The following is a 19,386-nucleotide window of genomic DNA, read 5'->3' on the forward strand; positions in this document are numbered from 1 at the left end:
GGGACCGGGGCGTCCGCGTCTCCGGCGCCGCGACCGGCGAGGGCACGGTGCGCGACGGCCGGTTCCGCGTCGAGGCCCGGGTGGCCGGGGAGACGGGACGGCGGCCCGTGGCGGTCGGATGCGTCCCGTCCGGGCAGGCCGGGCGGGTGCCCCTGGACGTGCGGCGCCCGCGGCGCCCGCGCCCGCACGGCTGGGCGATGGGCGGCGAAGACCAGCTGGACGTGCCGTGGACGTCGGTGGCGCTGGTGCTCGCGGCGGGCGCGGCCGGGACCGGCGCGGCGGCGCTGGTGCGGTCCCGGTTCCGCCGGACGCGCGGCTGACCGCCTCCTCCCGCCCGCCCGGACGGGCCGGGAGGCGAGGGTCAGGCTCGGCCGTAGGAGTCCTCGAGCCGCTCGATGTCGTCCTCGTCGAAGTGCCCGAACGCGATCTCCATGACCCGGACCGCGGGGCCGTCCGAGCCCAGCCGGTGCGTCTGCCCCGCCCGGATCAGGACCCGCTCCCCCACCTCGGGCAGCGTCCGGCGGCCCGCCACCTCGAACACCGCGCCCGGGTCCAGCGCGACCCACAGCTCGTCGCGGTCGCGGTGCCGCTGCAGGCTGAGCCGCTGCCCCGGCTCCACGTAGATGATCTTCACGGTGGACGGCTCGTTCAGCGTGAACTGCTCGAAGGCGCCCCAGGGCCGCCGCTCGGTCAGCACCTCCGGCTCCTCGCGCGCGCCGTCCCGCACGGGCACGGCGCGGTCCCGCACGGGCGCGGCGGCGGTCGGCGCGGGCGCGTCGGTCTGCGCGCGGGAGTCGGTCGGCACGGGCACGTCGGTCTGCACGGTCACCTCGGGGATCGCGGGTCGGGGAACAACAGCGGGACGCGGGCGCCGGAGGCGGCCGCCGGCAGCCCGCCGAGGACGAGGTCGGCGAGCCCGTCGACGACGGCCTCCCGGGGCACCTCGTCGGCCTGGTCGAGCCACCAGTCGCCGGCGGTCTGCACCATGCCGACGATCGCGTGGCCCCACACGTAGGCGCGGGTGCGGTCCGCCATCTCGCCCTCGGCGATCATCACCTCGGCCAGCTCCCGGCTCACGTCGCGGATCATCGTGCTCATCGCGCTGTGCGTGGCGGTGTCCTCCGCGCTCGCCCGGTGCATCAGGAAGCGGTAGAGGTTGAGGTTCTTGGAGATCGTCGCCAGGTAGGTGTCGATGGTGGACCGTGTGCGCGCGCGGATCGTGTCGTCCCGGGAGAACTCCTCCCGGATGCCCTCGATCAGCTTGCGCGTGTGCCGCTCGGCGAGCGCCTGGTACAGGCCGCTCTTGTCGCCGAAGTGGCGGTACAGGATCGGCTTGCTGATGCCCGCCTCCGCGGCGATCGCGGCCATCGAGGCCTCGGGCCCCTCGCGCTGGATGACCCGGTCCGCCGCCTCGAGCAGGGCGCGCCTGCGGCCGGGATCGCGCCTGGATCCCGGTGCCCTCCGGCCCGCTTCGCCCGTCATGGTGCGATCACCGTAGCCGGGCGGTGCGCGCGGGACGCGCGTGGGGCGGGGTGAGCGCTGGGCGAGCGGGCATACACCGAACGGTATCCGTGGGTGTTACCCGGTGACAACACCGCCTGGCCTGGGGGTTGTCCGCCGCCCGGCGGCCTTCCCGGCGGGCGGCCGCAGCGGCTACCGTGATCGGTGGCCGGCGTGAGGAGGTCGCGGGGGTGCGGACGCTCTACTCGGTGCGGCTGGAGGGCGTCGCGACCAATCCCGCCGCCCCGGTCGAGTACCTGCTGCTGATCCTGGAACGGGCCGAGCCGCGCATGCGGCACGCCCTGCTGCGCCGCGCGGACGCGCCCGACGCGGTCTACGCGGCCGCCGTCCGGCATCCCGACCCGCACGCCCGGCGGCTGGTCGCCGTGGCGGGCCACGCGCCGCCGGAGATCCGCGCGCTGCTCGCCGACGATCCCGACCCCGACGTGCGCCGGTCGCTCGCCGCGCTCCCCGAGCACCGGCGGACCCGCGAGCCGCTGCCGGCGGACGTCGTCCTGCGGCTGGCCGCCGACCCGGACCCGCGCGTCCGCGACGCCGTCCTCGACCGCGACCTCCCCGACGGCGTCCGCGCCGCGCTCGCGGCGGACCCGGACGCCCGCGTCCGCCGCGGCGCCCTGCTCACCTGGCCGGAGCCGCCGGACGAGATCGTCGACGCGGCGCTGGAGGACCCCGACCCGCAGGTCCGGCGGACGGCGGTCTCGCTCGCCGCCCGCCGCCGTCCCGAGGTGGCCGCGCCGCTGCTGGCCGCCGGCGACCCCGACGCCGTGGCCCGCGTCCCGCTGGATCCGGGGCAGGCGGCGGCGCTGTGCCGGGACGGGCGGGACGCCGTCCGCAGGGCCGTCGCCGCGAACCCGAGCCTGCCGCCCGACCTCGTCGCCGTCCTGGCGGGCGACCCCGAGCACGAGGTGCGGCTCGCGGTGTCGCTGCGCCCCGAGCTGACCGAGGAGCAGCGCGCGGCGATCGACTACCGCGTCGGGCCGGAGGACCGCGTCAGGCCGCCGGAATGGTTCTGGGACCGGCTGGACGACCTCGACCTGATGCGGCGGTACGCCACGTCCGCGCACACCGGGCTGCGCCGCTTCGCGGCCTACAGCCCGCACCTGCCGCCCGACCTGGTCGCGCGGCTGGCGGGCGACGAGGACTTCGTCGTCCGGCTGCTGCTGTCGGAGAAGCATCCCGATCCACCCGGTGAGCTGCTGCTGTCGGTCGCCCTGGAGTCGCCGTTCATCACCCGGCTGGACCGCACCGGGCATCCGAACTTCCCGCGCGAGGGCCTCGCCCGCCTCGCGGACGCCGGCGATCCGGTCGCCCGGATCCTGGCGCTGCGCGACCCGGAGCTGCCGGCGCGGGCCGTCGAGCGGCTCAGCCGGGACGGGGAGCCGGGCGTGCGCGCCGCGGCGGCGCGCGACGCCCGGCTCCCGGAGCCCCGGCTGCTGGAGCTGCTCGACGACCCGGAGGCGGCCGGGAGCGCGGCGCGCAATCCCGGCCTGCCCGTGCCGGCGATGAAGCGGATCCTGTACGACGCCGCGATCATCTAGCGGCGGCCGTCCGGCGCGGCGGCCCGCCTAGCGGACCGGCAGGCCGGTGACGGTGCGGCCGATGACCAGGCGCTGGATCTCGCTGGTGCCCTCGAAGATCGTGAAGATCTTGGAGTCGCGGTGCATCCGCTCGACCGGGTACTCGCGGGTGTAGCCGTTGCCGCCGAGGATCTGGATCGCCTCCTCGGTGACGTACACCGACATCTCGCTGGCCATGAGCTTGGCCATCGAGCCCTCGGCGTTCTCGAAGTCCTTGCCGTTGCGGGCCATCCAGGCGGCCCGCCACACCATCAGGCGCGCGGCGTCCAGGCGGGTCTTCATGTCGGCGAGCTTGAAGGCGATGGCCTGGAAGTCGCCGATCTTCTTGCCGAACTGCTCGCGCTCCTGCGCGTACTGCAGGGCGTAGTCGTAGGCGGCGCGGCCGACGCCGAGGGCCATCGCGCCGACGGACGGCCGCGTGGTCTCGAACGTCTTCATCGCGGCCTGGCCCTTGCTGCTCTTGCCCTCGCGGGCGCGGGCGATGCGCTCGTCGAACTTCTCCTTGCCGCCGACGATCAGGTGGCTCGGAACGCGCACGCCGTCGAGGATGACCTCGGCGGTGTGGGAGGCGCGGATGCCGTGCTTCTTGAACTTCTGGCCCTGCTTGAGCCCGGGGGTGTTCGGCGGGACGATGAAGCTCGCCTGCCCGCGGCTGCCGAGCTCGGGGTGCACCGAGGCGACGACGACGTGGACGTCGGCGATGCCGCCGTTGGTCGCCCAGGTCTTGGTGCCGTTCAGCACCCACTCGTCCTTGGCCTCGTCGTACACGGCGCGGGTGCGGATGGAGCCGACGTCGCTGCCCGCGTCGGGCTCGGAGGCGCAGAACGCGCCGAGCTTGATGTCGTCGGCGGTGCCGAACATCTGCGGCACCCACTCGGTGACCTGCTCGGGGGTGCCGACGGCGGCCACCGACGCGGCGGCGAGGCCGGTGCCGACGATGGACAGGGCGATGCCCGCGTCGCCCCAGAACAGCTCCTCGAAGGCCACCGGGATGCCGAGGCCGGTCGGCTCCAGCCACTGGGTGGCGAAGAAGTCCAGCGAGTAGATCCCGACCTTGGACGCCTCCTGGATCAGCGGCCAGGGGGTCTCCTCCCGCTCGTCCCACTCCTCGGCGGCGGGGCGGATGACGTCCTTGGCGAACTCGTGCACCCAGTCCCTGATCTCGCGCACGTCCTCGCTGAGCTCCAGCGAGAACGGCGTGGACTCCGCGCTCGTCATGATTATTGACCCTTTCTCCAATATCGCCTGTTACCAACGGTAGCAGCATCGAGTGCTACCGCGGGTAACACCGTGGCCGGAGTCACAGCGCGGAAGGAGGGGGCGGCGCGGGTCAGCCGCGGCCGGACGAGAAGGACCGCGCGGCGGCGTACCCCGGTATCTCGATCATCGGCGGGCGCTCTCCCACGGCGACGTCGCTGGTCCGCGCGTCGTGCCCGGCCGCGGACCGGCGGAACTGGGTGAGCGCGGTGGAGGGCGCGCCGAGCGGGATCATCCGGCCGTGCCGCTCCAGCCGCGACCAGGCCGTCAGCATGATCTGGCCGGACATCGCGCCGAGCGCCTCGGTCGACTGGTGCGCGTGCACCCGGCGGCCGAGGTCGACCTGCGCGATCGCGTCCAGCCCGGCGTCCTGGTAGACGTCCAGCAGCAGGCCGAGCTCCACGCCGTAGCCGGTGACGAACGGCAGCCGCTCCAGCAGCGCGCGGCGGCCCGCGTACTCCCCGCCGAGCGGCTGCATCACTCCGGCCAGCAGCGGCCAGTGCATGTTGATCAGCGGGCGGGCGACCAGCTCGGTGACGCGCCCGCCGCCGCCCTCGACCCGCCGCTCCCCCTCGACCAGCGGGCGGTCGTAGCAGCCCTTCACGTACCCGACCGACGGGTCGGTCAGCAGCGGCCCGAGCAGCCCGGTGACGTAGGACGAGGTGAACCCGCGCAGGTCGGCGTCCACGAACACGATCAGGTCGCCGGTGGTGGCGGCGAGGGACTTCCACAGCGCCTCGCCCTTGCCGGACATGCGGCCCTGCCCGGGCAGCACCTCGTCCTGCGCGACGACCTCGGCGCCCGCCGCGGCGGCGACGGCGGCGGTCCGGTCGGTGGAACGGGAGTCCACGACGACGATCTCGTCGACCAGCGGGACACGCTCCATCAGGTCGGTGCGGACGGCGGCGACGATCGCGCCGACGGTCGCCTCCTCATCGCGCGCGGGCAGCACGACGCTGATCCCGGCGCCGCCCTTGGCGTCCAGCAGGACGTGCGCCGGCCAGTCCTCGGCCGTGCTCGTGCGGCGCCGCAACCACGAAGCGACCTCAGGCAGCACGCGCTCTCCCTCCCGTGCGGACGGTCCCGCGACCGGCCCTCACCATGAGGAAACACCGGACACGTCCAGATCATTCACCGTCCGCGCGGTGAGAGGGCGGCCGACCCGAAGAGTTGACACCGGCGCAACGCACCCGACATCCGCCGGCGCGGCCGGCGCCCCGCGGGGCGGCGCCCGGCGGCGCGGCCGTCACTCGGCGGCGTGCTTGTCGAGGAACTCGTAGACGTCGGCGTCGTCCACGCCCGGGAACGCGCCGGGCGGCAGCACCGACAGGACGTGCGAGTGCGCGCGGGCGGACGGCCACGCCATCCCCTCCCAGCGCTCGGCCAGCTCCTTGGGCGGGCGCTGGCAGCAGTCGCCGTCCGGGCACGCCGACTTGACCCGGCGGGTGGTCTCCCGGCCGCGGAACCAGCGGGAGTCCTCGAACCGGACGCCGAGCGTGATCGCGAAGTCCCGCTCGTGGCTCGGGTCGATGTGCGACAGGCACCAGTAGGTGCCCTTGGGGGTGTCGGTGTACTGGTAGTAGACGGAGAAGCGGTCGGCGGCGCCGAACACGTGCCGGCCGGCCCACTCGCGGCACATCCGCTGGCCCTCGATCGCGCCGTCCGCGTCCTGCGGGAACGCCAGGCCGTCGTTGGCGTACGCCTTGTAGATCGTGCCGTTCTCGTCGTTCTTGGTGAAGTGCAGCTGCAGCCCGAGGTGGTGGGTCGCGATGTTGGTGAAGCGGTGCGCGGCCATCTCGTAGGACACCGAGAACACGTCGGCGAGGTCCTCCACCGACAGCTCGCGCGCGGCCTTGGCCTCCTGCAGGAACGGCACGACGCTGCGCTCGGGCATCAGGATCGCGGCGCCGAAGTAGTTGGCCTCGACGCGCTGGCGCAGGAAGTCGGCGAAGTCGCGGGGCTGGTCGTGGTCGAGCGCGATGTGCCCGAGGGTCTGCAGCAGGATCGTGCGGGGCGTGTGCATGCCGAGCTGCTCGCGCTCCAGGTAGATCCGCCGGTTGCGCAGGTCGGTGACGGACCGGACGGAGCGCGGCAGGTCCTGGACGTACTGCAGGCTGAAGCCGAAGTGCCCGACGAGGGTCATCAGCATGCCCTGCGAGACCGCGCCGCCCCGGTAGCCGACCGCGTCGAGGGTCTGCGCGGCGACCCGCTCGATGTCGGGGAAGTGGTTGCCGCGCTCGTGCATCTGGCGGCGCAGCTCGGCGTTGGCCTTGCGGGCCTCCTCGGGGCTCGCGGTCGGCTTGGTGCGGCTGCGCTTCAGCTCGCCGTAGAGGGCGAGGATGTGCTCGATCACCTCGTTCGGCATCCGCTTGCCGACCTTGAGGTGCGACAGCCCGAGGGTGCGGTACAGCGGGTCGCGCTGCGCCTCCTCCAGCTGGATCTCCAGCTGCGCGCGGCGGCTCGGCGGCTGGCGGCGCAGCAGCTCCTCCACCGGGCACTCCAGCGCGGTGGCGAGGGCCTGCAGCAGCGACAGCTTGGGCTCGCGCCGGCCGTTCTCCAGCAGTGAGAGCTGGGACGGGGCGCGGCCGACGCGCTCGCCGAGGTCGGACAGCGTCATGCCGCGGCTGCGCCGCAGGTGGCGGAGCCGCTGCCCGAAGGTGACGAGGTCTACATCACTCGTCAAGTTGAGGGGTTCTTCTGGCCGCAAGGTCGTCACGGCTTCATCGTAGCGGAAATTTCGCGATTCTTCTGTTACTCGCGAGTTCATTTAGGGGTTGCGGCCCGGGCATAGTCATGACCAAGCACCCAGGGGACGACACGGAAGGGCAAGACAATGAGCGACAGTCGCCTCAAGGGCGCAGCCGAGGAGCTGCAGCGGCAGTGGGAGACCGACGAGCGCTGGAAGGGCGTCGAGCGGACCTACACGGCCGAGGACGTCGTCCGCATCCGCGGCTCGGTCCAGGAGGAGCACACCCTCGCGCGCCTCGGCGCGGAGCGGCTCTGGAAGCTCCTGCACGAGGAGGACTACGTCCACTCCCTCGGCGCGCTCACCGGGCTCCAGGCCGTCCAGCAGGTGAAGGCCGGCCTCAAGGCCATCTACCTGTCCGGGTGGCAGGTCGCGGCGGACGCCAACCTGGCGGGCCAGACCTACCCGGACCAGAGCATCTACCCGGCGAACTCGGTCCCGGCCGTCGTGCGCCGCATCAACAACGCGCTGCTGCGCGCCGACCAGGTCCAGTGGGCCGAGGGTGAGGGCGACACGCACTTCCTCGCCCCGATCGTGGCCGACGCCGAGGCCGGCTTCGGCGGCGTGCTGAACGCCTTCGAGCTGATGAAGGGCATGATCGCCGCGGGCGCCGCGGGCGTGCACTGGGAGGACCAGCTGGCCTCCGAGAAGAAGTGCGGCCACCTCGGCGGCAAGGTCCTCATCCCGACCTCGCAGCACATCAAGACCCTGAACACCGCCCGCCTCGCGGCGGACATCTCCAACGTGCCGTCCCTGATCATCGCGCGGACCGACGCCGAGGCCGCGACCCTGATCACGACGGACGTGGACGAGCGCGACCGCGAGTTCATCACCGGCGAGCGCACCGCCGAGGGCTTCTACCGGGTCCGCAACGGCATCGAGCCCTGCATCGCCCGCGCCAAGGCCTACGCGCCGTACTCCGACCTCATCTGGATGGAGACCGGCACCCCGGACCTGGAGCAGGCCCGCAAGTTCGCCGAGGCGGTCAAGGCCGAGTACCCGGACCAGATGCTGGCCTACAACTGCTCGCCGTCCTTCAACTGGAAGGCGCACCTGGACGACGCGACCATCGCGAAGTTCCAGCGCGAGCTCGGCCACATGGGCTTCAAGTTCCAGTTCATCACGCTGGCCGGCTTCCACGCCCTCAACTACGGCATGTTCGACCTGGCGCACGGCTACGCCCGCGAGGGCATGACGGCCTACGTCGAGCTGCAGGAGCGCGAGTTCGCGGCGGCCGAGAAGGGCTTCACGGCGGTCAAGCACCAGCGCGAGGCCGGCACCGGCTACTTCGACATGGTGAGCACCGCGATCGCTCCGGACTCGTCCACCACGGCGCTCAAGGGCTCCACCGAGGAGGGCCAGTTCCACTGAGCCGATCCGGTGACCCAGTGAGCTGATCAAGGCCTGTCGCCCCAGGCCTGATCCGGGCAGAAGGCCCCCGCGTCCCTACACCCGCGGGGGCCTTCTGATGTCCGGAGCATGATCGGCCGGCGCCCGGACCATGATCGGCCAAAACAGGAGCAAGTCTCGACATGTAGCGATATTGGGGGCATCGTAAGCACGCTTGTGATCACTCAAGGGAGAGGATCCTTCCGATGGCGCAGCGCCACCCCCGCTTCCATCCGTTCCGGGCGACCCCCGGGCGCACGCTCCCGATCGCCGTCGCCGCCCTCTGCGTCGTCGCGCTCGCCCCCGCGGCGTCCGCCGCCGCCCAGCACCGCTACACGCCCGGCGCCGAGGGCGTCGGGGACGCCTACTTCCCGCTCGAGGGCAACGGCGGCTACGACGCGCAGAACTACGCGCTGGACCTCACCTACGACCCCGACTACGACCAGCTCGACGGCGTGGTCACCATGACCGCGCGGGCCACCCAGGACCTGTCGAGCTTCGACCTGGACCTGTCCGGCATGGACGTCCAGCGCGTCAAGGTCGACAAGCACAAGGCCGACTACAAGCGGCGCGGGCAGGAGCTGGTCATCACGCCGCGCAAGGGCCTGCGCAAGGGCGCGACGTTCACCACCGTGATCACCTACGGCGGCGTCCCGCAGACGATCGTGGGCTCCCCGATCGTGTTCGGCTCGCCCTACGGCTTCCTGCACACCCCGGACGGCGCGTTCGTCGGCGACGAGCCCAACGGCGCGTCCACCTGGTTCCCGGTCAACGACCACCCGAGCGACAAGGCGACCTACGACTTCGAGATCACGGTGCCGAAGGGGCTGACCGTGGTCGCCAACGGCCTGCCCGACGGGCAGCGCAGCGGGAACGCGGCGTTCAGCCGCCGCGCCGCCGCCACCGCCGCGAGCACCTTCAAGTGGCGCGAGCGGTACCCGATGGCCAGCTACCTCGCCACCATCGACATCGGCAAGTGGGACGTCAAGCAGGGCAGGACGCCCGGCGGCATCAACAACTACACGGCCGTCGACCCGGTGCTGCTGCAGGACCAGCCGGACGCGGTGAACTTCTTCTACGACACCACCAGCGAGGCCACCGACCTGTGGTCGCAGCTGTTCGGCAAGTACGCGTTCGAGACGACCGGCGCGATCGGCGACGACGCCCGCTACAACGGCGAGCCGCTCGGCTTCTCCCTGGAGACGCAGAGCAAGCCGGTGTACTCGGCCGTCCGCAGCACCTCCACGATCGCGCACGAGCTGGCGCACCAGTGGTTCGGCGACGCGGTGTCGCCGGAGCGCTGGAAGGACGTGTGGCTGAACGAGAGCTTCGCGACCTTCGCGCAGTGGTACTGGAGCGAGAAGCACGGCGGCGCGACCGTCCACGACCAGGCCCGCGCCACCTACAACGCGCGGCCCTTCCCGGACCCGGCGGGCCGTCCCTTCTGGTCGGTCGTCACCGCCGACCCGCAGCGCGACACGATGTTCAACCAGCGGGTCTACAGCGGCGGCGGCATGGCGCTGGAGTTCCTGCGCGAGAAGATCGGTGACGACAAGTTCTTCACGGTGCTGCGCACCTGGTACGCCCAGCACAAGTACGGCAACGGCACCACCGAGCAGTTCACGGCGCTGGCCCAGCAGATCGCCGGCCAGGACCTGACGCCGTTCTTCAAGGACTGGCTCTACTCCCCGATCAAGCCCTCCCTCCCCCAGGGCTGACCCGGCGAGCGCGAGCGAACGCGGTCCGGGCGGACGGCCCGGCGGTCACTGTGCGAAATTACGTGGTCGCCGGGCCGTCCCTTGTCTAGGCTTCCGGCAAGTGGGCGTCCTTCCGTGGGTGTGGTGGTACGGGCTGCGCCGCCACGCCGCCTACCCGCTCGGCTCCCTGGCCGAGTCGCTGACCAACACCGCGTTCGGGTTCGTCCGCGCCTACGTCCTGCTGGCGCTCTGGCACGCCCGGCCCGCCCTCGGCGGCTACGACGCGGCCGACGCCGTCACGTTCTGCTTCCTCACCCAGGCGCTGATCGGCCCGGTGCAGATCTTCGGCGGGATGGACCTCACCGAGCGGATCCGCAACGGCGACGTCGCGATCGACCTGCACCGCCCGGTCGGGCTGCAGGGCTGGTGGCTCGCCGAGGACCTCGGCCGCGCCACCGGGTCGCTGCTGCTGCGCGCCGGGCCGCCGCTGGCCGCGGGCGCGCTGCTGTTCCCCTTCCACTGGCCCGGCCCGGCCGGGCTCGCCGCGTTCGCGGCGGCGGTCGCGCTGGGCGCCCTGGTGAGCTTCGCGCTCCGCTACCTCGTGGCGCTCGGCATGTTCTGGCTGCACGACGACCGGGGCCTGAACGCGGTCACGCTCGTGATGTCGCTGTTCTTCTCCGGCATGATCCTGCCGCTGGTGGTGTTCCCCAGGCGGCTCGGCGACATCGCGCTGCTGCTGCCCTGGGCGGCGCAGCTCCAGGTGCCGGCGGACGTGTTCCTCGGCCACCGCACCGGTGCGGGGCTGCTCGGCGCGCTGGCGTTCCAGGCCGGCTGGGCGGCGGTCCTGCTCGCCGCCGGGTGGCTGCTGACCCGCGCGGCGCGCCGGAAGCTGGTGATCCACGGTGGTTGAGCGCGGAACGCGGCCGGTGCGGACGTACGCGCTGCTGGCGTGGACGTGGATCCGCGCGGCGGCGCAGTACCCGGTGTCGCTGGCGCTGCTCGCGGTGGCGACCGCGGCCGTCAGCTTCCTGGACGCCGCCGCGATCCTCGTGCTGTTCTCGCGGGCGCCGCGCATCGCCGGGTTCACCGCGCCCGAGGTGCTCTTCCTCTACGCCACGAGCGCCCTGTCGTTCACGGTCTCCGACCTGCTGCTCGGCACCACCGAGCAGCTCGGCGAGCGGGTGCGGCTGGGGACCCTGGACGCGGTGCTCGTGCGTCCGGTGAGCCCGCTGATCCAGCTCGCGACCGAGAACTTCTCGGCCCGCCGGCTCGGCAAGCTCATCCCGGCGACGGCGGTCCTCGCGTTCGCGCTGCCCCGGCTGGACGTGCCGTGGACGCCGGGCCGCGTCGCGATGATCCCGCTGATGGCGCTGTCCGGGACGGCGATCTTCGCGGGGCTGTGGGTGCTGACGGCGGCGGTGCAGTTCGTGCTGGTCGACAGCCACGGCGCCACGAAGTCGCTCACCTACGGCGGCGCGTTCGTCACCCAGTACCCGATGACGGTGTTCGCCCGGGACTTCGTGCGCGGGGTGACGTTCGTCGTGCCGCTGGCGTTCGTCAACTGGCAGCCCGCGCTGTACGTCCTGGACCGGCCGGACCCGCTCGGGCTGCCGGCGGCGGCGCGGTTCGCCTCCCCCGCCATCGCCGCCGCGCTGTGCGCCGCGGCGGCGGTCGCCTGGCGGGCGGGGATCCGGCACTACCGATCGACAGGGAGCTGAGCCGATGCCGGCGATCGAGGACGGGCCGATGATCGAGGCCCGGGACGTCGTCAAGTCGTTCACCGTCCGCGGGCGCGCCGGCGGGCGGCGGCGCGCCCGGACCACGCTGCGCGCCGTGGACGGGGTGTCGTTCACCGTCGGGCGCGGCGAGTTCGTCGGGTACCTCGGGCCGAACGGCGCGGGCAAGTCGACGACGATCAAGATGCTGACCGGGATCCTGACGGCCACGTCCGGCGGCCTGCGGGTGTGCGGGCTCGACCCGTCGCGCCGCCGGACGGCCCTCGCCCGCCGGATCGGCGTCGTGTTCGGGCAGCGGACGACGCTGTGGTGGGACCTGCCGCTGCGCGACAGCCTCACCCTCGTCCGGCGGCTGTACCGGGTGGACGCGGCGGCGCACCGGGCGCGGCTGGCGGAGCTGACCGCGCTGCTGGAGCTGGAGCCGTTCCTGCACACGCCGGTGCGGCAGCTCAGCCTCGGCCAGCGGATGCGCGGCGACCTCGCCGCCGCGCTGCTGCACGACCCGGAGCTGCTGGTGCTGGACGAGCCGACGATCGGGCTGGACGTGGTGAGCAAGACGACCGTCCGCGACTTCCTGGAGCGGATCAACCGGGAGCGCGGCACCACGATCCTGCTGACCACGCACGACCTCGGCGACATCGAGCGGCTCTGCCGGCGCGTCATGATCATCGATCGGGGGCGGCTCGCCTACGACGGCGGCTTGGACGAGCTGCGCCGCACCGTCGACGCCGACCGGACGCTGGTGGTCGAGCTGGCCGCGCCCGCCCCGCCGATCGCGCTCGGGGAGATCACCGCCGAGCGGGTCGAGGGGGCGCGGCAGTGGCTGCGGATCCCGCGCGAGGAGAACGCCGCGGCGCTGGTGGCGGCGCTCGCGGAGCGCCACGAGATCCGCGACATCGCGCTGCGCGAGGCCGGCATCGAGGAGGTGCTCGCCGGGCTCTACCGCGGCGACCACGCGTACTGGTGCTCGGGACGGCCCGTCGCGCCGTAGCGCAGCGTCACCACGACCCGGCCGGACTGCGCGAGCCCGGCGAGGTAGCGCTGCGCGGTGGCGCGGGAGATCCCGACGAGGTCGGCGACCTCGGCCGCCGAGCGCGGCTCGTCCGCCGCCCGCAGCGCCTCGGCGATCAGCCGGGCCGTCACCGGCGACTGCCCCTTCGGCGCGGACGGCTCTACGTGCAGCGGCGCGTACAGGGCGCGCAGCGCGCCGTCGAGGGCGGCCTGCGACAGCGCGTTCCCGCCGGCCAGCGCGGCCCGGTAGCGGGCGTACGCGGTGAGCCGCTCGCCGAGCGCGGCGGCGGTGAACGGCTTGATCAGGTAGTGCAGCGCGCCGCCGGCGAGCGCCTCCCGGACGACGCCGGGGTCCGCCGCCGCGGTCGCCATGATCACGTCCGCGGCGAGCTCGGGCAGCAGCGCCAGGCCCGGCTCGTCCGGCAGGTAGACGTCCAGCAGGACGAGGTCGGGCGCCAGCTCGGCGGCCATCGACCGGGCCTCGGCGGCGGTGTGCGCGAGGCCCGTGACGGCGAAGCCGGGCAGGCCCGCCACGAACCCGGCGTGCACCTGCGCCACCCGGAAGTCGTCGTCCACCACCAGCACCCCGATCACCGCGCCGCCTTCCCGCTCCCCGATCGCGGCGCCGTGCTCGGCCGCCGCACCGCCTCCATGTCCGGCCGCCCCTGCTGCGCGCCCGGTCACCGCACCGGTTCCAAGCCCGGTCACCGGGCCGCCTCCGCACCCAGGACGCCGGGCAGCCGGGCCAGCGCGACCGCGCCCGTCCCGTCCCCGCCCGGGTCGACGAACGCGACGTCGCCGTCGCGGGCCCGGGCGGTGCGGCGGGCCAGCCCGAGGCCGAGGCCGCGCGAGCGCCCGCCGGCCGCCTCCCGGGTGGACACCCCGTCGTCGAAGACGGCCTCGCGCAATCCCTCCGGCAGCCCGTCGCCGGAGTCGGCGACGGTGACGTGCAGGTCGCGGCCGTCGCCGAGCAGCTCGACCTCCACCCGGGCGGGGCGGCGGCGGCCGAGCCGGGCGGCCTCGACGGCGTTGTCGACGAGGTTCCCGACGACCGTCGTCACGTCCAGCGGCTCGGCGACCCGGCCCGGCACGTAGCTGGCGGAGCCGATGTCCAGCCGGACGCCCTTCTCGGCGGCGACCGCCGACTTCGCCGCCAGGAAGGCCCGCAGGTAGGGGTCGGTGAGCGGGTCGGGCAGCTCCTCCTCGGCGGGCAGCCGGCCGACCTCGTCGTCCATCAGCGCGCCGAGGTAGCCGGCGGCCTCCTCGGCGTGCCCGAGCTGGAGCAGCCCGGACAGGGTGTGCAGCCGGTTGGCGTACTCGTGCCGCTGCGCGCGCAGCGCGTCGAACAGCGTGCTGACCGAGTCCAGCTCGCGGGCGAGGGTCTCCAGGTCGGTGCGGTCGCGCAGGGTGACCACGGCGCCGAGGTCGCGGCCGTCGCGGCGGACCTCCCGCCGGTTCACCACCAGCACCCGCTCCCCGGCGGTGACGAACAGGTTGGCGGCCTCGCGGGCGCCGGTCAGCACGTCCCGCAGCGCCCCCACCGGCGCGAGCCCGGCGGCGGCCGCGCCGCGCTCGGGGGCCGCGCCGAGGAGCCGGGCCGCCTCGTCGTTGCAGACCGCGACGCGGCCCGCCGTGTCGACCGCCACCACGCCCTCCCCGACGCCGTGCAGGACGGCCTCCCGCTCCTGCACCAGCTCGGCCAGCTCGTACGGTTCCAGGCCGAGCGTCTGGCGCTTCAGCCGGCGGCCGATCGCGGCGGAGGCCAGCACCCCGAGCAGCACGGCGCCGGCGATGAACAGCGTCAGGTCGCGCAGCAGGCGGCCGAGCTCCTGGTCGATCGCGCCGGCGTCGAACCCGACGCTGACCTCGCCGAGGACGCCGCCCTGCGGCCCGTACAGCGGCACCTTGCCGCGCGCGGACAGGCCGAGGGTGCCGCGCTCGACGTTGACGACCTCGTGCCCGGCGAGCGCCGCCGACGGGTCGGTGCTCACCCGCCTGCCGACCTCGGACGGCGTCGGATGCGAGTACCGGATGCCGTGCCGGTCGGTCACCACGACGAACAGCGCGCCGGTGCGGATCCGGACGCGCTCGGCGCGCTCCTGCACGACGTGCCCGGGATCGCCCGCGGCGACCGCGGCCTCGATCTGCGGGTCGACGGCGACGGCGCGGGCGACGGTGAGGGCCCGCTGCCCGTACTGGTCGCGCAGCTCGCCGTCCAGCATCCAGGCGACCAGCCCGTAGCCGAGGCATGCCACGACGACGACCACGCCCACCTGCAGGATCAGGACCTGCCGGGCGAAGGGGATGCGGGGCCGGACGGACATGACCCGCACCGTACGTCACGCCGGGCCCCGCCGCCCAGACCCCGGCGAGCAAAAAGAGCAGAAGTCCGGAATACGCGCTCAACGTGGGAATTCGCGGCTTGCGAGCACATCGCGGGCAAGGGTTCCGGTGACGCGGGCCACATCCCTACGGTGCCGCCATGCCCAAGCGAGCAACCACCCCCGAGAACGCGGACGACGGCCGCGTGAGCACGGGCGATCCCGTCATCGAGCTGCGGGGCGCGACCAAGCGCTTCCGCTCGTCCGGCGGCGGCGTGCACACCGCGGTCCGCGACCTGAACATGACCGTCCGGGCCGGCGAGTTCGTCGCCGTGGTCGGGCCGACCGGCTGCGGGAAGTCCACCACCCTGTCCCTGGTGTCCGGCCTGGAGCCGGCGTCGGAGGGCGGCGCCCTCGTGCACGGCCGGCCCGTCGAGGGCATCCCCGACGGCGTCGGCTACATGTTCCAGAACGACGCCGTGCTGCCGTGGCGGACCGTCCTGGACAACGTCGCGACCGGCCCCCGGTACCGCGGGACCGGCAAGCGGGAGGCCCGCGAGCGCGCCCGCGACTGGGTCGCCCGGGTCGGCCTCGAAGGCTTCGAGGGCTACTACCCGCACCAGCTGTCCGGCGGGATGCGCAAGCGCGTCGCGCTCGCCCAGACGCTGGTCAACGAGCCGTCGGTGCTGCTGATGGACGAGCCGTTCTCGGCGCTGGACGTGCAGACCCGCGGGCTCATGCAGGACGAGCTGCTGCGGCTGTGGTCGGGCTCGGGCGCGGCGGTCGTGTTCGTCACCCATGACCTGGAGGAGGCGCTCGTCCTCGCCGACCGGGTGGTGGTCATGACGGCCGGGCCCGCCACGATCAAGGGCACGTTCGCGGTGCCGCTGGAGCGGCCCCGCGACGCCGAGGAGGTGCGGCTCACCGCGGAGTTCCTGGACATCTATCGGGAGGTCTGGGAGTCGCTGCGCGAAGAGGTCCAGATCACCAGGGAGAGGGGCGCCGGCCATGCCGCGTGAATCGGAGACCGTGCAGGCCGCCGAGGCCGCGCCGGAGGCGCAGGCGGCCCCGGCCCCGGCCCCGGGCGGGCCGCCCGGCGGCCCGGACGAGTCCGCCGCGATCGCGCGGATGCGCTCGGCCGGGCTGCGCCGCCGGATCGGCGTCAACGGCGTCCGCGTCCTGCTCATCGCGGCGTGGCTCGGCTCGTGGGAGCTGGCCGCCCGCAACTGGATCGACCCGTTCTACTACTCGATGCCGTCGAAGATCTGGAGCCGGCTGGCCGGCTGGTTCACCGACGGGACCTCGCAGGGCTCGATCTGGGAGCAGATCTCCTACACCCTGCAGGAGGCGGTGGCCGGTTTCGTGCTCGGCGCCGCGGGCGGCGTGGTGCTCGGCATCGTGCTCGGCCGCAGCCGCTACCTGTCCGACGTGTGCGCGCCGTTCATCAAGGCGGTGAACGCGATCCCGCGGATCATCCTGGCCTCGCTGTTCGTGATCTGGTTCGGGCTCGGCATGGAGTCCAAGATCGCGACCGCGTTCGTCCTGGTGTTCTTCGCGGTGTTCTTCAACGCCTTCCAGGGCGCCCGCGAGGTCGACCGGAACCTGGTGAACAACGCCCGGATCCTCGGCGCCGGCCGGATGCAGGTGCTCTGGACGATCGTGGTGCCGAGCGCCACCTCGTGGATCCTCGCCTCGCTGCACTCGGCGTTCGGGTTCGCGATCATCGGCGCGATCGTCGGCGAGTACAGCGGCGCCGACAAGGGCCTCGGCCTGCTCATCAACCACTCCCAGGGCACCTTCGACTCGGCCGGCATCTACGCCGGAATGATCATCATCACGGTGCTGGCGCTGCTCGCCGAGTGGCTGCTCACCATGGTCGAGGGCCGGCTGCTGCGCTGGCGCCCGCCGGCCGCCGGCGCCGACCCGCAGATCTGACCGGCCCCGCCCCCACCCCCCCGCACGACCAGGAGAACCACCATGCGCACCACCCCGATCCGCGTCACCGCCGCCGCGGTCGCCGCCCTCACCGCCCTGTCCGTCTCGGCCTGCCGCGACTCGCGCGGCGGCGGGGACGGCGGCGGCAAGGACGGCGGCACCGTCAAGATCATGGTCGGCGGCATCGACAAGGTCATCTACCTGCCCGCCAAGCTCACCGAGCAGCTCGGCTACTTCAAGGAGCAGGGCCTCGACGTCCAGCTGCTCACCGAGCCGGCCGGCGCGCAGGCCGAGAACGTGCTGATCTCCGGGGACGTCCAGGGCGTCGTCGGGTTCTACGACCACACCATCGACCTGCAGACCAAGGGCAAGTGCGTGCAGAGCGTCGTGCAGATGGCCGACGTGCCCGGCGAGGCGGAGATGGTCGCGGCGAAGAAGGCGGGCTCGCTGGCGTCGCCCGCCGCGTTCAAGGGCAAGAAGCTCGGCGTGACCAGCCCGGGCTCGTCCACCGACTTCATCACCCGGGCGCTCGCGGTCCGCAACGGCGTGAAGACCTCGGACTACACGACGGTGAAGGCGGGCGCCGGCCCGACGTTCATCTCGACGCTGGACAACGGCGGCATCGACGCCGGCATGACCACCGACCCGACCATCGCCAAGCTCGTCAGCACCGGCAAGGCGAAGGTCATGGTCGAGATGCGCACCGAGGACGGCACCCGCAAGGCGCTCGGCGGGCTGTACCCGTCCAGCTCGCTGTACATGGACTGCTCGTACGTGAAGTCGCACGCCGAGACGGTGCAGAAGCTCGCGAACGCGTTCGTCAAGACGCTGGGCTGGATCAAGCAGCACAAGCCGGCGGAGATCGCGGCGAAGATGCCGGCCGACTACGCGGGCGGCGACCCGAAGCTGTACGAGAAGGCGATCACCGACTCGATCAGCATGTTCAACGGCGACGGCGTCATGCCCGCCGAGGGCGCGAAGAACGTGCTGGAGGTGCTGGCCCAGTTCTCGCCCAACGTGCAGGGCAAGAAGGACCAGGTGGACCTGTCGAAGACCTACACGACCCAGTTCGTCACCAAGGCGAAGCAGTCCTGACGGGCGGCGCCCCCGAGGGGCGCGACGGAGGCGGGCCGGACCTTGCGCGGAGGTCCGGCCCGCTCGCATTCACGGGCGGCCCGCTCGCATTCACGGGCGGCCCGTCCCGCGTCGGGACGGGCGACGTCCCGTCGCCGGCCCGCCGTCAGCGGCCCGCGGCGGAGTAGAAGTCCACGTCGGCGGGCTCGTCGTCGCGGCGGCCGGAGCTCCAGCGGCGCGGCGCCCAGGACGGCATCAGCAGCGCGAACCCCATCATCGCGTACATCCCGGAGCCGAGCAGCGTCCGCAGCCCGTCGTCCATGTCGCCCGACGGCGGCACCTTGGAGGGCAGGTCCAGGACGCGGCCGGGGTCGATGAGGAAGGCGACCGAGAAGCCGAGCAGCGCCAGCGCGGGCACGAGCGAGACGAGCGGCGACGCCCAGCGGGCCACGATGATCACGCCCATCACCAGGCCGACGGCGGCGAGCAGCGCGAAGGCCCCGTAGATGCGGGTGCGGTCGGTGATCTCCTGGCCGGTCCCGTCGAAGGACTGCCCGCCCTGCACGAAACCCCAGGCGGCGCCGTACGCCAGCGCGGGCGTCAGCAGGACGCCGAGGACGAAGCCGAACGCGTGGCGCACCGCGCATCACATCCCATCGAACGCGCGCCCTTCCGGTGACCGGTCCATCAGAACATGCCCACCGGGCACGGCGCAGTAAATCCGGACTTATTGCCCCTCGCCGTGCGATCACCGGCAGGACATGCAGCGAATCTTCAGGGAACCTCCAGGAATCGGCCGCGGACGGCCAACCGCCCCGCCGGGCCGGGCGTCCTACGCAACAAGATCAAATCCGCGGCCGCCGCGAACGCGTTCCGCCTCTGCGGCGAAGAAAGAGGCAACGACAGCACGCCTTGGCTCTCGGGGGAAGCATGATCGGATCAGGGGGGCCCGCCGCCGGCGGCCTCGGCGGCGCCGCGCCGGACGCGGACCGCACCGGACGCGCCGGACGCGCCGTGGACGCGGCGGTCGACGCCGCCGTCCTGGCCTTCGCGGTGTGGACGGTCGTCTACCACCTCGGCCTGCTGCTGCGGCCGCCGACCTGGGCGCTGGTCGCGTGCTGG

The 19,386-nt window shown here is 73.3% G+C and carries 19 protein-coding genes; 11 read left to right on the plus strand and 8 right to left on the minus strand.

Annotated features, from left to right (window positions below):
- Positions 1 to 320, plus strand: a 320-nt coding sequence (locus F9B16_RS51555; protein WP_192809193.1) for a hypothetical protein, incomplete at its 5' end; no start/stop codon positions are given.
- A 41-nt stretch (positions 321 to 361) separates the two neighbouring features.
- Here the strand turns inward: F9B16_RS51555 and F9B16_RS38155 are convergent.
- Together F9B16_RS38155 and F9B16_RS38160 are read right to left on the minus strand one after the other, a co-directional pair.
- On the minus strand, positions 362 to 829 hold the full coding sequence (locus F9B16_RS38155) for a phosphomannose isomerase type II C-terminal cupin domain (protein ID WP_225992310.1): 468 nt from the start codon (positions 827 to 829) through the stop codon (positions 362 to 364).
- On the minus strand, positions 826 to 1,482 hold the full coding sequence (locus F9B16_RS38160) for a TetR family transcriptional regulator (RefSeq protein ID WP_151545106.1): 657 nt from the start codon (positions 1,480 to 1,482) through the stop codon (positions 826 to 828). The genes F9B16_RS38155 and F9B16_RS38160 overlap by 4 nt, the downstream gene beginning before the upstream one ends.
- Before the next feature lie 209 nt (positions 1,483 to 1,691).
- Between F9B16_RS38160 and F9B16_RS38165 the strand changes: the two genes are divergently transcribed.
- Positions 1,692 to 3,059 carry a hypothetical protein gene (locus tag F9B16_RS38165; protein ID WP_225992311.1) on the plus strand — a complete coding sequence of 456 codons (1,368 nt, stop codon included), beginning with the start codon at positions 1,692 to 1,694 and terminating at the stop codon, positions 3,057 to 3,059.
- A 27-nt stretch (positions 3,060 to 3,086) separates the two neighbouring features.
- Here F9B16_RS38165 and F9B16_RS38170 read toward each other — a convergent pair whose 3' ends face one another.
- The 3 genes from F9B16_RS38170 to F9B16_RS38180 form a co-directional block, all read right to left on the minus strand.
- Positions 3,087 to 4,316 (minus strand): acyl-CoA dehydrogenase family protein, encoded by a 1,230-nt coding sequence (locus F9B16_RS38170; RefSeq protein WP_151545107.1) that lies wholly within the window; start codon positions 4,314 to 4,316, stop codon positions 3,087 to 3,089.
- A gap of 112 nt (positions 4,317 to 4,428) precedes the next feature.
- Complete coding sequence (locus F9B16_RS38175) at positions 4,429 to 5,412, minus strand: glucosyl-3-phosphoglycerate synthase (protein ID WP_151545108.1); 984 nt, start codon at positions 5,410 to 5,412, stop codon at positions 4,429 to 4,431.
- Between the two features lie 189 nt (positions 5,413 to 5,601).
- A complete protein-coding gene (locus F9B16_RS38180) occupies positions 5,602 to 7,038 on the minus strand; it encodes a helix-turn-helix domain-containing protein (protein WP_151545109.1) in 1,437 nt (478 codons plus the stop codon).
- Between the two features lie 150 nt (positions 7,039 to 7,188).
- Between F9B16_RS38180 and aceA the strand changes: the two genes are divergently transcribed.
- The 5 genes from aceA to F9B16_RS38205 all read left to right on the plus strand — a co-directional run bounded on the left by aceA (position 7,189) and on the right by F9B16_RS38205 (position 12,914).
- Positions 7,189 to 8,472, plus strand: coding sequence for an isocitrate lyase (gene aceA / locus F9B16_RS38185; protein ID WP_151545110.1), 1,284 nt, complete (start codon positions 7,189 to 7,191; stop codon positions 8,470 to 8,472).
- 224 nt (positions 8,473 to 8,696) lie between these two features.
- Entirely contained in the window at positions 8,697 to 10,208 is a 1,512-nt protein-coding gene (locus F9B16_RS38190) for a M1 family metallopeptidase (RefSeq protein WP_151545111.1), read from the plus strand.
- A gap of 100 nt (positions 10,209 to 10,308) precedes the next feature.
- Complete coding sequence (locus F9B16_RS38195) at positions 10,309 to 11,097, plus strand: ABC transporter permease (RefSeq protein ID WP_151545112.1); 789 nt, start codon at positions 10,309 to 10,311, stop codon at positions 11,095 to 11,097.
- Positions 11,090 to 11,905: an ABC transporter permease gene (locus F9B16_RS38200; RefSeq protein WP_151545113.1), complete on the plus strand. Its 816-nt coding sequence runs from the start codon at positions 11,090 to 11,092 to the stop codon at positions 11,903 to 11,905. Before F9B16_RS38195 ends, F9B16_RS38200 begins: the two co-directional genes overlap by 8 nt.
- Before the next feature lie 4 nt (positions 11,906 to 11,909).
- On the plus strand, positions 11,910 to 12,914 hold the full coding sequence (locus F9B16_RS38205; protein ID WP_404800550.1) for an ABC transporter ATP-binding protein: 1,005 nt from the start codon (positions 11,910 to 11,912) through the stop codon (positions 12,912 to 12,914).
- On the opposite strand, the gene F9B16_RS38210 is transcribed toward F9B16_RS38205, so the two are convergent.
- Complete coding sequence (locus F9B16_RS38210) at positions 12,863 to 13,642, minus strand: response regulator (protein ID WP_318839282.1); 780 nt, start codon at positions 13,640 to 13,642, stop codon at positions 12,863 to 12,865. The two genes, F9B16_RS38205 and F9B16_RS38210, sit on opposite strands and share 52 nt — an antisense overlap.
- Positions 13,639 to 15,258, minus strand: a complete 1,620-nt coding sequence (locus F9B16_RS38215) for an ATP-binding protein (RefSeq protein ID WP_151545114.1) — start codon at positions 15,256 to 15,258, stop codon at positions 13,639 to 13,641. The genes F9B16_RS38210 and F9B16_RS38215 overlap by 4 nt, the downstream gene beginning before the upstream one ends.
- A gap of 158 nt (positions 15,259 to 15,416) precedes the next feature.
- On the opposite strand from F9B16_RS38215, the gene F9B16_RS38220 reads away from it, so the two are divergent.
- The 3 genes from F9B16_RS38220 to F9B16_RS38230 are packed head-to-tail and all read left to right on the plus strand — an operon-like array spanning position 15,417 to position 18,285.
- Positions 15,417 to 16,274 (plus strand): ABC transporter ATP-binding protein, encoded by an 858-nt coding sequence (locus F9B16_RS38220; protein ID WP_151545115.1) that lies wholly within the window; start codon positions 15,417 to 15,419, stop codon positions 16,272 to 16,274.
- Positions 16,264 to 17,190: an ABC transporter permease gene (locus F9B16_RS38225; RefSeq protein ID WP_151545116.1), complete on the plus strand. Its 927-nt coding sequence runs from the start codon at positions 16,264 to 16,266 to the stop codon at positions 17,188 to 17,190. Before F9B16_RS38220 ends, F9B16_RS38225 begins: the two co-directional genes overlap by 11 nt.
- Positions 17,191 to 17,232: 42 nt before the next feature.
- Positions 17,233 to 18,285, plus strand: a complete 1,053-nt coding sequence (locus tag F9B16_RS38230; RefSeq protein ID WP_151545117.1) for an ABC transporter substrate-binding protein — start codon at positions 17,233 to 17,235, stop codon at positions 18,283 to 18,285.
- Positions 18,286 to 18,430: 145 nt separating this feature from the next.
- On the opposite strand, the gene F9B16_RS38235 is transcribed toward F9B16_RS38230, so the two are convergent.
- Complete coding sequence (locus F9B16_RS38235) at positions 18,431 to 18,904, minus strand: hypothetical protein (protein ID WP_151545118.1); 474 nt, start codon at positions 18,902 to 18,904, stop codon at positions 18,431 to 18,433.
- Positions 18,905 to 19,194: 290 nt separating this feature from the next.
- Here F9B16_RS38235 and F9B16_RS51560 point away from each other — a divergent pair.
- On the plus strand, positions 19,195 to 19,386 hold a 192-nt coding region (locus tag F9B16_RS51560; RefSeq protein WP_192809194.1), incomplete at its 3' end, for a hypothetical protein.

Origin of the sequence: Actinomadura montaniterrae (assembly GCF_008923365.1) — a bacterium.
Lineage (GTDB): Bacteria > Actinomycetota > Actinomycetes > Streptosporangiales > Streptosporangiaceae > Spirillospora > Spirillospora montaniterrae.

What these genes read in the sequence shown, in the direction of transcription:
- F9B16_RS38205 (WP_404800550.1), top strand. Translation starts at nt 11,910, where the DNA reads ATGCCGGCGATCGAGGACGGGCCGATGATCGAGGCCCGGGACGTCGTC.
- F9B16_RS38225 (WP_151545116.1), top strand. Translation starts at nt 16,264, where the DNA reads ATGCCGCGTGAATCGGAGACCGTGCAGGCCGCCGAGGCCGCGCCGGAG.
- F9B16_RS38215 (WP_151545114.1), bottom strand. Translation starts at nt 15,258, where the DNA reads ATGTCCGTCCGGCCCCGCATCCCCTTCGCCCGGCAGGTCCTGATCCTG.
- F9B16_RS38170 (WP_151545107.1), bottom strand. Translation starts at nt 4,316, where the DNA reads ATGACGAGCGCGGAGTCCACGCCGTTCTCGCTGGAGCTCAGCGAGGAC.
- F9B16_RS38190 (WP_151545111.1), top strand. Translation starts at nt 8,697, where the DNA reads ATGGCGCAGCGCCACCCCCGCTTCCATCCGTTCCGGGCGACCCCCGGG.
- F9B16_RS38220 (WP_151545115.1), top strand. Translation starts at nt 15,417, where the DNA reads ATGCCCAAGCGAGCAACCACCCCCGAGAACGCGGACGACGGCCGCGTG.
- aceA (WP_151545110.1), top strand. Translation starts at nt 7,189, where the DNA reads ATGAGCGACAGTCGCCTCAAGGGCGCAGCCGAGGAGCTGCAGCGGCAG.
- F9B16_RS38230 (WP_151545117.1), top strand. Translation starts at nt 17,233, where the DNA reads ATGCGCACCACCCCGATCCGCGTCACCGCCGCCGCGGTCGCCGCCCTC.
- F9B16_RS38160 (WP_151545106.1), bottom strand. Translation starts at nt 1,482, where the DNA reads ATGACGGGCGAAGCGGGCCGGAGGGCACCGGGATCCAGGCGCGATCCC.